Origin of the sequence: Desulfobotulus alkaliphilus (genome assembly GCF_007830435.1) — a bacterium.
Classification (GTDB): Bacteria; Desulfobacterota; Desulfobacteria; order Desulfobacterales; family ASO4-4; genus Desulfobotulus; species Desulfobotulus alkaliphilus.
Map to the genome: position 1 here is coordinate 1 of NZ_VLLC01000015.1, position 12,250 is coordinate 12,250.

The 12,250-nt window shown below is 50.7% G+C and carries 11 protein-coding genes and 1 tRNA gene; 6 read left to right on the top strand and 6 right to left on the bottom strand.

The genetic code is table 11. From position 1 onward, the window contains the following. Positions 1 to 99: 99 nt before the first annotated feature. Positions 100 to 654, bottom strand: coding sequence for a hypothetical protein (locus LZ24_RS10120; protein WP_144685121.1), 555 nt, complete (start codon positions 652 to 654; stop codon positions 100 to 102). A 42-nt stretch (positions 655 to 696) separates the two neighbouring features. On the opposite strand from LZ24_RS10120, the gene LZ24_RS10125 reads away from it, so the two are divergent. The 4 genes from LZ24_RS10125 (at position 697) to LZ24_RS10140 (ending at position 3,710) form a co-directional block, all read left to right on the top strand. Continuing rightward, the gene (locus tag LZ24_RS10125) at positions 697 to 882 is read left to right on the top strand and encodes a hypothetical protein (protein ID WP_144685123.1); all 186 of its coding nucleotides are present in this window, start codon (positions 697 to 699) and stop codon (positions 880 to 882) included. Between the two features lie 41 nt (positions 883 to 923). Next, on the top strand, positions 924 to 1,427 hold the full coding sequence (locus LZ24_RS10130) for a hypothetical protein (RefSeq protein ID WP_144685125.1): 504 nt from the start codon (positions 924 to 926) through the stop codon (positions 1,425 to 1,427). A gap of 144 nt (positions 1,428 to 1,571) precedes the next feature. Continuing rightward, positions 1,572 to 2,381: a hypothetical protein gene (locus LZ24_RS10135; protein ID WP_144685127.1), complete on the top strand. Its 810-nt coding sequence runs from the start codon at positions 1,572 to 1,574 to the stop codon at positions 2,379 to 2,381. A 24-nt stretch (positions 2,382 to 2,405) separates the two neighbouring features. Beyond that, positions 2,406 to 3,710 carry a CBS domain-containing protein gene (locus LZ24_RS10140; RefSeq protein WP_144685129.1) on the top strand — a complete coding sequence of 435 codons (1,305 nt, stop codon included), beginning with the start codon at positions 2,406 to 2,408 and terminating at the stop codon, positions 3,708 to 3,710. 372 nt (positions 3,711 to 4,082) lie between these two features. On the opposite strand, the gene LZ24_RS10145 is transcribed toward LZ24_RS10140, so the two are convergent. The 5 genes from LZ24_RS10145 to LZ24_RS10165 form a co-directional block, all read right to left on the bottom strand. Next, positions 4,083 to 4,664, bottom strand: a complete 582-nt coding sequence (locus tag LZ24_RS10145) for a DUF4304 domain-containing protein (protein WP_144685136.1) — start codon at positions 4,662 to 4,664, stop codon at positions 4,083 to 4,085. Between the two features lie 173 nt (positions 4,665 to 4,837). Next, complete coding sequence (locus LZ24_RS10150) at positions 4,838 to 8,116, bottom strand: efflux RND transporter permease subunit (RefSeq protein ID WP_144685138.1); 3,279 nt, start codon at positions 8,114 to 8,116, stop codon at positions 4,838 to 4,840. A gap of 3 nt (positions 8,117 to 8,119) precedes the next feature. Then, the gene (locus LZ24_RS10155) at positions 8,120 to 9,187 is read right to left on the bottom strand and encodes an efflux RND transporter periplasmic adaptor subunit (protein ID WP_222427602.1); all 1,068 of its coding nucleotides are present in this window, start codon (positions 9,185 to 9,187) and stop codon (positions 8,120 to 8,122) included. A 59-nt stretch (positions 9,188 to 9,246) separates the two neighbouring features. Further along, complete coding sequence (locus tag LZ24_RS10160; RefSeq protein ID WP_186443057.1) at positions 9,247 to 10,560, bottom strand: TolC family protein; 1,314 nt, start codon at positions 10,558 to 10,560, stop codon at positions 9,247 to 9,249. 471 nt (positions 10,561 to 11,031) lie between these two features. Continuing rightward, on the bottom strand, positions 11,032 to 11,235 hold the full coding sequence (locus tag LZ24_RS10165; protein ID WP_144685144.1) for a SlyX family protein: 204 nt from the start codon (positions 11,233 to 11,235) through the stop codon (positions 11,032 to 11,034). A 253-nt stretch (positions 11,236 to 11,488) separates the two neighbouring features. Here LZ24_RS10165 and pgsA point away from each other — a divergent pair, with 253 nt between their 5' ends. After that, positions 11,489 to 12,055: a CDP-diacylglycerol--glycerol-3-phosphate 3-phosphatidyltransferase gene (gene pgsA / locus LZ24_RS10170; protein WP_144685146.1), complete on the top strand. Its 567-nt coding sequence runs from the start codon at positions 11,489 to 11,491 to the stop codon at positions 12,053 to 12,055. Positions 12,056 to 12,140: 85 nt separating this feature from the next. Then, positions 12,141 to 12,215, top strand: a tRNA-Gly gene (locus LZ24_RS10175). Positions 12,216 to 12,250 lie beyond the last annotated feature (35 nt).

Here is a 12,250-nt window from a genome sequence, read left to right on the forward strand (position 1 = left end):
TGCAAATAGCCACGGAGCCTTGCAACAGTACGAAGCTGCTGCAATTACAGCATTGGCAGTTCGAAATAAATTGTGCTGAATAATTATACATTTAGAAGCTTATTGAAAAACGGAAAGGATGTCTTTGAAATCTTCCTTTCTCTTTCTGTTTTTTCTGAGTTTTTCCCAGTCTTCCGGAAAAGCCAGTGGTGAAAACTTTGTCTCAAGGCTCAAGTGAAGGTGATGATTGTCCCGGACAAAGGACACAATGCGTATGGGTTCATCAATGACACCCTCATAACGCAGGGTCAGCCGGGACTGGAGATGGCAGTCAAAGGATTCACTCCGGCCTGTGACACTTCGGGTTCCTTTTTCAATGAGCAGCCTTTCCCATGCGGTTTTAAGGGCCAGCATCCTGCCATCCTCGCCGGGCTGCTCCGGAACGCTTACGCTGACAGTGAGTATTTTCCAGTTGTCTGTCCGGTATTCCTCCGGTGCAGGGAACATGCTCAGCCGACTTTCCCCCTGTATACCATTTCTGTTGTCCTGTTCAAGGAGGATGAAAAAGGGACCTGTGCTTTGCCGGGGATAGGGTCTGGCACAGGAGAGGCAGAGGAACAGAAGCAAAATCAGGGAAGAAAAATAAATAAGGGGTGAGTGCAGGGCTTTTTTCATTTTTTTTATTTCCGAGGCTAAAGAAAAAGGATCTTTCGGTCGATGGTGATTGATAACCGCCTTGCAGTCGGGTGTATTTTTGAATGGAGAAGGCTAAAAAAGCAAGAAAATCTTAAGGAACAGGAGCGTGCCATGGGCAAAGGGCTGTTTTCCTGCTCCTGTTCTCTGCATAAAAAAAGTCTGAATAAAAAAGATTGTAGAAAAATAAAACATGCAGCAAAGACATGACATCAATGAACTTGCGGGTAACATTCAGATCAGGAGGGTGCATGGAAAAATCAGAGGCAAAATCATGGGGCATGTATTCAATGGCCGCTTTTCTGCTGGTCATTATGCTGGTGCCTGGTGGCTGTGCCACCCGTAATCAGGTGCTGTGGCATAAAACCGCTGCCGTGCATTCGGCCAATATTGTTCCCGGTGTGGAAGCAGAAGAAGCTGCTGCAAAAATTGTTGTGCGGGTAAGGGGCCAGGGACTGGCACCGGAAGAAGGGTCGCCCGCCAGACGCCGCTACAATGCGGAACGGGCCGCCGTGCTGGATGGTTACAGGCAGCTTTCAGAGAGGATCGCAGGCCTTATTCTGGATGCTTACACCATGTCCGGTGAAGGGGATATGAGCCATGACAGGATTCTTGCGGAAACCCGTGCCTATCTCCGGGGAGCGCAGGTTATGGAGGTGGCCTATGCCGAAGGTATGGCAACGGCGGAAATGCGGGTTTTCCTTGCCCCGAGAACATCCATTTTCCAGTGGGACGGACGCATTGCAAACCGATAGTGCTGTCATGCGGATGCAAGGAAAAATTTCCGCCTGAGTTTATGCGGGATATATTGTCCGGGACAGGGGGCTGTGCTAAGAAAGGGCAGAAAGACCTTAAGGGTCTGTCTGCTTTTTTTGTTTTTAAGCCCGAGGAGGGTCTTTATGCCCCAGACCATGCCGTCATCCGGACTTTCACGAAAGTTTATACTGCTTCTTCTGGTTTTTCTGGCTCTGGCAGAAATGATTGCTTTGGCCGTGGCCTGGAACATGTCAGGTAAAAAATCCTGGCTGCAGGTGCAAAACAGCGAGGGTGCAATTATTTACGAAACAAGGGGAGATACCCTGACCCGCTTTGACCGTTATTATTTTGAGCAGAACTTTGGACCTCTGGAAAATTATCATACCCGGCTTGTGACCCGGGAAATACCTTTTCCCATGACTGCCTGGCTGTTTACCGCCATTGGCGTGCCTGTGGGTCTGGTTCTTTTTATGGCATTTTTCGTGAAAGTATGGCGTTCTCTTTTTTCGGGGAAACCAGAGGATGGTGAAGAAGAAAGCCATCCTGCAAATGAAAGCTGGGGGCGTGTGGTTTCCCGCATGGACAGACCCGGCGTTTTTATGGTAGGCGGGCTGGTTTTTGTTTCTGTGCTGGCCCTCTGGGTACTGCCAGCCCTGCTTTCCCGTGCAGCCCTTTCTGCTTTGGAGCTGGTATTGCGTTTCCGCTGGATATTTGCCGTTCTTTTTACTGGAGTTTTAAGTCTTTGTTTCTGGTTTCTTTATCTGCGCTATCGCCTGGCAGCAAAGGCCATGGATGCAAGGCTGGAGCTGGAGCGGCTGCGTCTTCATCTGGAAATGGAAGCCGGACAGGTTGCGTATAAAGAAGAAAAGACACAGCTTATATCTGACAACGGGCAGGGGAAAGACGTGGACGACAGGATACCCCCTGAGACTGTGGAGCAGCGTGTACAATAGACTGAATTTCAGAATGTGAGGGTCATGGATATCATCACTACCCATAAAAATGCGGATTTCGATGCTGTGGCCTCCATGGTTGCGGCAACCCTTTTGTATCCGGGTGCTGTACCCGTACGGCCCAACGATCTCAATCCCAATGTGAAGGCTTTTTTATCCATTCACAAGGATATCTTTGATACCTATCTCCCCAAAGAAGCAGAACTTGATAAGGTCCGGCGTCTCATTGTGGTGGATACGGGATCATGGGCAAGGCTGGACGGGCATCTGCGCAGACTGCAGAAGAATAAGGATCTGGAACTCATCCTCTGGGATCATCACCCGGAAGGCGATATGCAGGCCCAGTGGACCTGCAGGGAATTCATGGGTGCCACTGTAACTCTTCTGGTCAGACGTCTCCGGGAGCAGGGTATGCGCCTGACACCCATGCAGGCCACCCTCTTTCTGCTGGGGCTTTATGAGGACACGGGGAATTTAAGCTTCAGCTCCACCAAATCCGAGGATGCTTTGGCTGCGGCCTATCTTCTGGAAAACCGGGCAGATCTGAATGTTCTTTCCACCTTTCTGCGGCCTGTTTACGGAGAGCGGCAAAAGGAAATACTTTTTGATATGATACAGGCCGGAGAGTCCGCCAAGGTGGATGTGAAGGGCCACCGCATTGCCGTCAGCCGCATGGTTATAGAAGGGCATGTGGGCAATCTCTCCGTTGTTATCAATATGTACAGGGAGATCATGAATGTGGATGCCGCCTTCGGGGTGTTCACGGATCTTGAGCGCCAGCGTACCTTTGTCATTGGCCGCAGCAAAACCGAAGATCTGAACGTAGGTTCCATCATGCGAAGCCTTGGCGGCGGCGGCCATCCTGCCGCAGGCTCGGCTATGCTGGATATGGTCAATCCCGATGCTGTGGTGGATCAGATCATGACCCTGCTGGAAGGGAATCAGCAGAGTTCCGTTCAGTTAAGTGATCTTATGAGTTACCCTGTTACAACCGTTGAAGCCAGTATGCCCATGGAAAGGGTCTGGGAAGTGCTGGAGGAAAAGGGATGCACAGGACTTCCTGTGGTGGAGGATGGGGTCCTGACCGGTGTTATTTCCCGCCGTGATTTCAGAAAAATAAGAAAAGAGGCCCAGAAGAAGTCCCCTGTGAAAGCTTTCATGAGCCGCAATATTATTACCATAGATCCGGAAAAAAGTCCCATGGAAGCAGCCAAGGTCATGGTGAAGCATGACATTGGCCGCTTGCCCGTAATCCGGGATGGTAAAATTATCGGCATTGTTTCCCGCTCCGATGCCATGCGCTATTTTTATGATCTGCTTCCGGACTGACGGCTTTTTTGCTATCGGATTCAGCTGATGAAAAAGGCCGATGCTATCCTCCCTGGCTCCCCTGGGCATTATTCTGTCATAGCAGGAACCATATGCATTTTACCCGTTGATGCCGGGAATAAGCAGTTTCGGCGGGTATCTTGCCGTTCTTTCAAGCCTGCTGGGGCCAGAATAACCCTGATAAAATTTTGGGATATTCTGGCTTCAAAGCTTTTTTGGGTTTATGGGTGGACATTTTTTTAAGTCCTTGGCCTTTCATAGGGGAACCTAATCAGTCTAAGGCCTTCAGATAAAAAAAGTTACTATTTCGAGATCTGTTGTGGTATCCCCCCCGATAGGTGTGAGGGACAAACCACGAACTATCCTTATTTGTTATCCTTTAATTGTTTCCAACTTCTTTATGAGATCTGTTCTGGAAGGGGAACCAATGCTTCCAAATCCGAAAGGTCCTCCTTTACCATTTTCCTTGCCATGTTTTAGAAGCCATATAACATGGTCGGGATCAGAGTATTTTTCGAACCACTTTAAAGCCTTCTCTTTGGTTAACCTGCATGCGTTTGCAAGAATATGCTCTAAATTTTGCCCGTCTTTATCTACCCACCAAATATCACGTCTCCATCGCTCGGGATGACACCAACTGAATCCTTTTAGTTTCATAGGGTGTTTCTGGCGAAAGTCACGCAAGATTTGACCTCGAATATTGGATTCGTATTCTTTGGGCTTGATGATAATATTCTGCAAGTTGAAAAATACGCCGATGTTTAATGAGAAAGAGGCTGTATTGCTATTGAAATAGGCGGCATTTTGTGAATTTAAAAAATCTATGTGAAATATTCCAACTACCCTGTCTTTTCTGTAATAAAAAGTCGGTGCCTTGTCCACTTCAAAGCCCATCGAAGAACAGCACTCCGATATGTTGCTGGTAATTTCTTTTTTCAGTTGTGATATTGTCATATACCCTTGATACTTCTGAGTAACCTAGATTTAGTTTTTTTAATTCAATAACTTAGAAAATGGTCCATTATCAATCACTGATCGAAATGAGTTTGAATCCGGCACAAGTTACTCTACGACAAGATGCCCTAACAAGGCGTGAGCTGCTCTTTAGAGAATAGAACGGGGCTTCATCAGGTGTATTTTCCCACAACCCGCTTCCATTTCTCCTGAATACTGTGGATCAGGGAGTAGAGAACCGGCACCACAACCAGGGTGAGGAAGGTGGACACCATCAGGCCAAAGATTACCACAATGGCCATGGACCGCCACCATTGGGAAGACTCGCTGACAAGAGACAGGCTTAGGTTTCTGAAGTCATAGGAGATGCCCGTTACCATGGGAGTGAGTCCTAGAATGGTGGTGATGGCCGTCAGCAGCACGGGCCGCAGACGGGTGGCGCCACCGGCAATCACCGCATCCCGGACAGCATAGCCCTTTTCTTTAAGCCGGTTGATGTAGTCTATGAGAACAATGGCGTTGTTCACCACCACACCCGCCAGAGAGATCACCCCCACACCACTCATGATGATCCCGAAGGGAAGATTCAAAACCGTAAGCCCCAGAAAAACCCCCCCCAGAGAAAGAATGACCGAAGTCATGATCATCACCGGCTGGGTTACGGAGTTGAAAAGGCTGACAAGGATGAGGAAGATAAAGAGCAGGGTGGCCAGAAAGGCATTGGAGAGAAATTTCTGGGATTCCTGCTGCTCTTCTTCCTCGCCGGTGAACCGGTAGCTGTATCCATGGGGCATGGGCACTTCCTTCATCAGTCTTTCCGCATAGAGCCGTGCCGTGGCACCGGGCATTCTGCTTTCGTCCACCTCGGCCTTCACCGTTACCACGCGCTCGTGGTTGATGCGGACAATATTGCCCATGGTGCCGGCATAGTGAAATTCTGCCAGTGTACTCAGGGGAACCAGTTGCCCGGACGGTGCTGCGATCATGAGTTTCTTTAAAACCTCGCTGCCCTTTCTGTCCTTTTCGGGCAGGCGCACGGTGATGTCAAAATCCTCATCTCCCTCCCGGTAGGTGGACACCTCCATTCCGTTATAGGCGGTTTTCAGGGCAGACCCGATGGAGGCTGTGGAAAGGCCGAAAAGGGCGGCCTTCTGCCGGTCGATGCGGACTTCTATGGAGGGGATGGATTCGATGTAGTCGTTTTCCACATCCCGCACATGGGGTACTTTTCTTATGAGATCTTCCACCTGACGGGCAAGGGACCCCAGCATCCTGAAATCATCTCCGGTGATTTCTATATTGATGGGTGGACCTGTGGGCGGGCCTTCATCCTGTTCCTGCACGGTGATGTAAGCACCGGGAATATGCTTTACCCGCTCCCGTATGGCTTCCATGGTTTGGGGAGAGGGGGTTTTCCGTTCTTCCAGATCAATGAACTGAATGCCGATGTGGTTCGGGCTGGTGCCGCCGAACATGGACAGGGAAGGGCCCGATACGGCCTTTGCATAGATGTGTTCGATGTTGTCAAAATCGCTGGGTCCGGAAAAGCTTTTTCCCGTGCGGGTGGTATGGGTGAGGGGAGCCAGGACGCTGGCATAGCCTTCATCGCTAATGGGGCCAAGAATTTTTTCACTGCTGAATTCTTTGCGGGCAATGGCCATTTCCGCCCTTTTTATCACATGGTCGATGTATTCCAGATCCGCACCTTCGGGCATGCGGAAGTTGACATAAATGTTTCTGGGATCCACCGAAGGAAAAAATTCCACGGGCCTTTCAAGGCCTACCCGGAGCAGCCAGAAAAAGAAGAGAAAGGCCAGCACCATGAAGGCGGTGAGAATCATGGTGATACGATTGTCCAGCGCAATTTCCATAAGACCCCGATAGGTTTTGAGAATGGGGCCCCGGATGCGGACGGGTTCCTCGCCCCCTTCGGGGATGGATACCCCATTGAGCTTGCCGTTTTCGGGGGTTTCTTTTCTGCCCTTTACCCGCATGAAAAAGGATGCCAGCGCCGGATTGATCACAAGGGCCACAAAAAGACTGGAAGAAAGGGTGATGATCAGGGTCTGGGGGAGGTATTTCATGAATTCTCCCATGACACCGGGCCAGAAAAGAAGGGGCATGAAAGCGGCAAGGGTGGTGAGGGTGGCTCCGATGATGGGCCAGGCCACTTCGGCGCTGGCCCGGATGGCGGCCTGAAAGCGGGGAACCCCCTGTTCCATGAAACGGTAGATGTTTTCTATGATCACGATGGTATTGTCCACCATCATCCCCAGTGCAAGGGTGAGGCTGAAAAGCACCACCATATTCAGGGTAATGCCCAGAGCATAGAGAACGGTAAAGGTGATGAGCATGGAAAAGGGGACGGCCATGGCAACAAGAAGGGCATTGCGTCCGCCAAGGGCAAAGAAAAGGACCACCACCACCAGCACCAGACCGGAGAGGATGTTATTTTCGAGGTCTGCCACCATGGAGCGGATGTCCTTGGCCGCATCCATGGTCTTGATGATTTCCGTACCTTCAGGCCATGACCGGCTTTCCCTTTCAATGAGCCGGTCGATTTCATCGGTAATCCCGATAATGTTTTCTCCGGAACGTTTTTTTACGGAAATATTCACAGAAGGCCTGCCGTCAATCCGGGAACGGCTGGTTTCTTCCTTGAAACCGTCAGTGACCTTTGCAACATCCTTTAAATAGATGGGACGGTTTTCCTGGGTGGCCACCACCAGCATGAGGATTTCTTCGGGGGTGCTGAATTCTCCGGGAACCTGAATCTGATACCGTCCATGGCCAAGGGTGATGGCACCGCCGGAAGTGTTGATGTTTTCTCTGGCAACGGCATCCTGAAAGGCGGTGATGGGTATGCGGTAATAGGCCAGCCTGTCCGGGTCCATCTCAATGACAATTTCCCGTTCCAGTCCGCCGGTGATATCCACCTCAAGAATACCGGGAATGGTTTCTATGGCATCCTTGAGGTCATCGGCAATTTCCTTTAAGCGGGCAATTCCCGATGTTCCGGAAAGGGAAAAAACCACGATGGGAAATTCCGAAAAATTCACCTCAAAAACCGCCGGATCATCCTCAAGGTCCGTTGGCAGTTCGCCCTTGGCCTCGTCCACCTTGTTGCGTACATCCTGCAGGGCAACGTTGATATCCGTATTGGGAAGAAATTCAATGTTGATCTGGGAGAGACCCTCGGAGCTGATGGATGTAACCTTTTTGACGCCTTTCATACCCCGGAGCTTTTTTTCAATGGGTATGGTAATGCTGGTTTCAATGTCTGAGGCGGCCACCCCTTTGTAGGGTGTGGAAACAAAGACATAGGGTATGGAAATATCCGGTGTGCTTTCCCTGGGCAGGGTATTGTAGCTGTAGCTGCCGAAAATCAGCAGCAGGCAAACAAGCACCATTATTGTGGTGCGTTTTTTGACGGCAGTTCTCGGTACGATCATGGATCAGAGTTCCCCGATATCATTGATTTCTTTAATGATGTTGAGCGGCTGGCCTTCTCTGAGATCCCTCTGGCCGACCACAACCACCCTTTCCCCTTTGGTGAGACCGGAAAGAATCTCCACCTGCCACCCCTCCTGCATACCCAGAGTGACTTCCCTCTTTTCAGCCCTTCCCTCCTTTTCCACAAAGACAGAATGGACATCACGGGATGAAAGAACCGCATAGATGGGCAGTGTCAGGGCCATGGGCTTGCTCTGTTTGACAATGTCCACCCTTGCAAACATGTCCGGAAGAATGATTTCTTCGGGATTGTCAATGCGGATTTCAAGATCGTACAGCCTTGCCATGCCATCTGCGGATCTGGAAAAACGGTGCAGGGTGCCTGTGAAGGTGCGGCCTTCCAGGGCATTGATACGAACGCTGAAGGTGTCCACCCTGCGGACGGCATGGATATCGGATTCGGGAACTCCCACGGTGACTTTGACAGGGTTGAGCTGGAGGATTTCAGCCACAGGATCACCCACGGAGACAAACTGGCCGGGTTCTGCCAGCATGCGGTTAAGAACGCCATCCATACCGGCTTCTATAAGGCAGCGGTCCAGTTGTAGTCTGGCCGTTTCCATGGCAGAGCGGGTCCGTTCCAGTTCCGCAACGGCCGTATCCAGAAGGGATCTGCTGGCAAGTTTTTCGTCATACATTTCCCTAAGGCGGCTGTGGGATGCTCTGGCCGTTTCAAAGGCAGCGCTGGCCGCATTGTAGCTGTTGCGGTAGTCCCGTTCATCCAGACGGTAGAGGGCTGTTCCTGCCCGAATATAACTGCCTTCCTCTGCCAGCCGGTCAGCAACCTTTCCGGCAACCTCCGCACTGACGGTAAGACGCACCCAGGGGCTGATGATGCCGGGCAGGTTGATGCGTTCACTGATTTTGGAGGGTTGAAGAACGAGAACCACCACATTGGTTCCCCTTTCTTCCTGGGCAGATGCCGTGCTGCGTTCTTCGGCCAGCCTTTCCCCCTTGCGGGATACGGCCATGGCCATAACCGCCACAAGGATGATCATCAGCAACAGCACAAGGACGGGCATCCTTTTAAACCATGGGCTCTTGAACGGGGTGTTTTCTTCGGGCATATTCATGGGCTCATCACAGTGTCAGGGTTATGGTTTTTTTTGTCTTTGACGGTGTTTTTCAGTCTTCCCGTGGCATAATCCAGTGCCAGACGGGCCAGATGGGTGTCCAGACGGATTGTGGCAAGGCTGCTCTGGGCGGTCAGCATGAGACTGTTGGCATCCATGAGGTCCACAATGTTGGCAAGGCCCACTTCAAACTGGCGGCTGACCGCCTGATAATTTTCCGTGGCAAAGAGCAGCTGATCTTCAAGGGCCTGCAGGCTGCCAAGGGCTTTTTCAAGGCCGTGCCAGGCTCGCCTGACTTCCAGAGTAATATCCCTCACAAGCTGATGATACTGGAAAAGAGCCATGCGCTTTTCCGCTTCCGCTTCCCGGATGCGGGCAGGGACAAGACCGCCTGTGTACAGGGGAAGGGCCAGCTCAAGCCCTAAGGAAAGGGAGTTTGTGTCGTTGTACTCCGAAGGCGAAGGGCGGGTATCCTGATACCGGGCAGACCATGAAAGGGTCGGCCAGAGCCCCCCCTTTTCAATGCGGATTTTATCCTCAGCCATCTCCAGACTGAGTTTCAGGGATTGTATTTCAGGCCTTGTATCCAGTGCTTTTGCAACAAGATCATCAAGGTTTTCCTCTGGGCGGTACGCCTGAAGGGCCGGAGGGGGCACGAGGCGGAAATCCGGCGGCAGACCGATAAGGGCCATGAGCATGGACCGCTGATCCGCAAGGTTTTCCATGGCAGCATTGTGGCGGCTTCTGGCTCCGGAAAGGGCCGCCTGGGTGCGCAGCAGGTCCGGCCTTGTGGTATCGCTGAGGCGAAGCCTTGTGCGGACTTCCTCCAGATGGCGCTCAAGCCTGAGGATTTCTGCCGCCTCAATGCGGATTTCTTCTTCCGCACGGATCAGCTGATAAAAACGGCTGCCCACTTCCAGAAGGTAGGCCGTGGTAATGGCCTGAAGATTCCGGTCAGACTGGTCAATGGCTTTTTTGCTCATCTGAAGGGCCGTCCATTCTTTCCCGTTCAGGGTGATGCTCTGCCCAAGGCGCAGCCCGAAGGTATTCAGGCGGTCCGGGTCCGTATGCCCGGGGTCGGGATAATAGCTGTGTCCGGCAAAGGCTTCCACATGGGGTCGCATGGCGGATCTGGCCTGATCCTGTACGGCCCTTGCCATATGGATGGACTCCCTTGCCATGTGGATGCGGTCGGCTTCCTGCACAGCCATGGCATAGAGTTCATCGAGATGGAAAGAATGATGCTGCAAGGGTTTTGTCTCCGCATGCAGGGCAGGGGAGACAAAGAGAAAGATGAGTACTGAAACCATGGATAAAAATGCTGCAAAGGGGCACTTTACCCTGACATAAAAAGAATCTGGCATCAGAGAGGCAGCGTTTTTTTTGAAAAAATACAGACAGTCTGCCGCATGTCTCTTGTCCGGTTTTCTGGCTGAGCAGGAAGGTATTTTTTGCATGGATAGGGTTGATTCTTTCTTTTAAAGATTTGATAAAAATACTTATCAATGGTAGACATTTACATCTTTAGCCCTTGTCTGGTTTTTAAGAAAAAACGGATTTCCACAGCCTGAACCCCGGTCTTTGTACGGGGCATTCGGATGAAAAGCGTTTCCTGTTTTGCTTTACATGTTTCCATCCTTGCTTTTTTGTATGGGATTTTTTTACAGTATCTTCACTGCTCTGCTGGATATATAAAGGATGGTACTCTGGCTGTCTGTCTGAAATCTGTGAAAATTTGTAACAGAACGTGCAAAAGAGGGCCTTTTTTGGAGATAGATACCCTAATAATGGGGCGGTGGGTCATTGATCACACCCTGCCCGCTATTGTCTGTCAGAGACTGTAACCGACGGTCCAGCAGCTTGTAAAGATAGTGAAGGTGGTCAATCTCTTTTTGTTGGCCAAAGACCACATCACTGAGTTCCTGAATCAGTTTTTCCTGATACGCCAGCCGTGTTTCCAGTGCGATGATATCTTCTGTATTCATTGATCATTGCTCCTGTTTAATCGAATATCATTCTGTCCGGATTTTATGGTATGCTTTTTTCAAAGGACTTTACATCCCTCCGTGGTCTGTACGCTTTTACCTAATTATTAAGGTAGGGGCCGGAAAAAAGCCCCGGCCCCTGCTTGCAAAGAGACAGAGGATTGTGTAACCAAGTGATACAGAAGTCAAGCCTCAGAGGCTCCCTTTCCCCATGACTCCCATACTAACGATTGAACGATAAAGGTTTTTTCTTATGATACTGGAAGATAAATCCTGGCTGGCACGCCTGCTCCATCCCAACGCACTGACGCTTTACAGGGTGGCATCGGTTCCCCTTCTGGTGGTTCTTATGCTGAGTCCCAGCCGCTGGGCTGCTTTTTTTGCAGCACTGGTTTTTTCCCTTGCGGCCATTACGGACTTTCTGGATGGTTTTATGGCCCGCCGCATGGGACTGATTTCCCAGTTCGGCAAGATCATGGACCCCCTTGCGGATAAACTTCTCATATCCAGTGCCTTTATCATGCTGGTGAGCCTTGGACGCGTGGAAGGGTGGATTGTCTGTCTGATCATCGGCAGGGAGCTTGCCATTACAGGGCTTCGGAGTATTTTGGCCTCCAGTGGTTCGGATGTGGCTGCCACAAATCTGGCCAAATGGAAAACGGGCTTTCAGATTGGTGCCCTGATTCCGCTTCTTCTCCATTATCCTTACTTCGGATTGAATTTTCATTTGGCAGGAACCTGGGTTCTGTGGGTGGCTCTGGTGCTGACCGTATGGTCCGGCGTGGACTATGTGGTCCGTGCCCGGAAGCTTATTTTTTAAAAAAGATCTTCTTTTTTGGAAAGTGTGTGTTTTTTCAATTGACATCCAGACCGGGATTTCCTAAATACAGTCCCGTTCTCACTGAGCGGGAATAACTCAGTGGTAGAGTGCAACCTTGCCAAGGTTGAAGTCGCGGGTTCAAATCCCGTTTCCCGCTCCATTAATTTTAATTGTTTTTTGTTTTACCCCCCCTTA

Coding starts and splice junctions, on each gene's coding strand:
- LZ24_RS10120 (WP_144685121.1), bottom strand. CDS start 654: ATGAAAAAAGCCCTGCACTCACCCCTTATTTATTTTTCTTCCCTGATT.
- LZ24_RS10125 (WP_144685123.1), top strand. CDS start 697: ATGGTGATTGATAACCGCCTTGCAGTCGGGTGTATTTTTGAATGGAGA.
- LZ24_RS10130 (WP_144685125.1), top strand. CDS start 924: ATGGAAAAATCAGAGGCAAAATCATGGGGCATGTATTCAATGGCCGCT.
- LZ24_RS10135 (WP_144685127.1), top strand. CDS start 1,572: ATGCCCCAGACCATGCCGTCATCCGGACTTTCACGAAAGTTTATACTG.
- LZ24_RS10140 (WP_144685129.1), top strand. CDS start 2,406: ATGGATATCATCACTACCCATAAAAATGCGGATTTCGATGCTGTGGCC.
- LZ24_RS10145 (WP_144685136.1), bottom strand. CDS start 4,664: ATGACAATATCACAACTGAAAAAAGAAATTACCAGCAACATATCGGAG.
- LZ24_RS10150 (WP_144685138.1), bottom strand. CDS start 8,116: ATGATCGTACCGAGAACTGCCGTCAAAAAACGCACCACAATAATGGTG.
- LZ24_RS10160 (WP_186443057.1), bottom strand. CDS start 10,560: ATGGTTTCAGTACTCATCTTTCTCTTTGTCTCCCCTGCCCTGCATGCG.
- LZ24_RS10165 (WP_144685144.1), bottom strand. CDS start 11,235: ATGAATACAGAAGATATCATCGCACTGGAAACACGGCTGGCGTATCAG.
- pgsA (WP_144685146.1), top strand. CDS start 11,489: ATGATACTGGAAGATAAATCCTGGCTGGCACGCCTGCTCCATCCCAAC.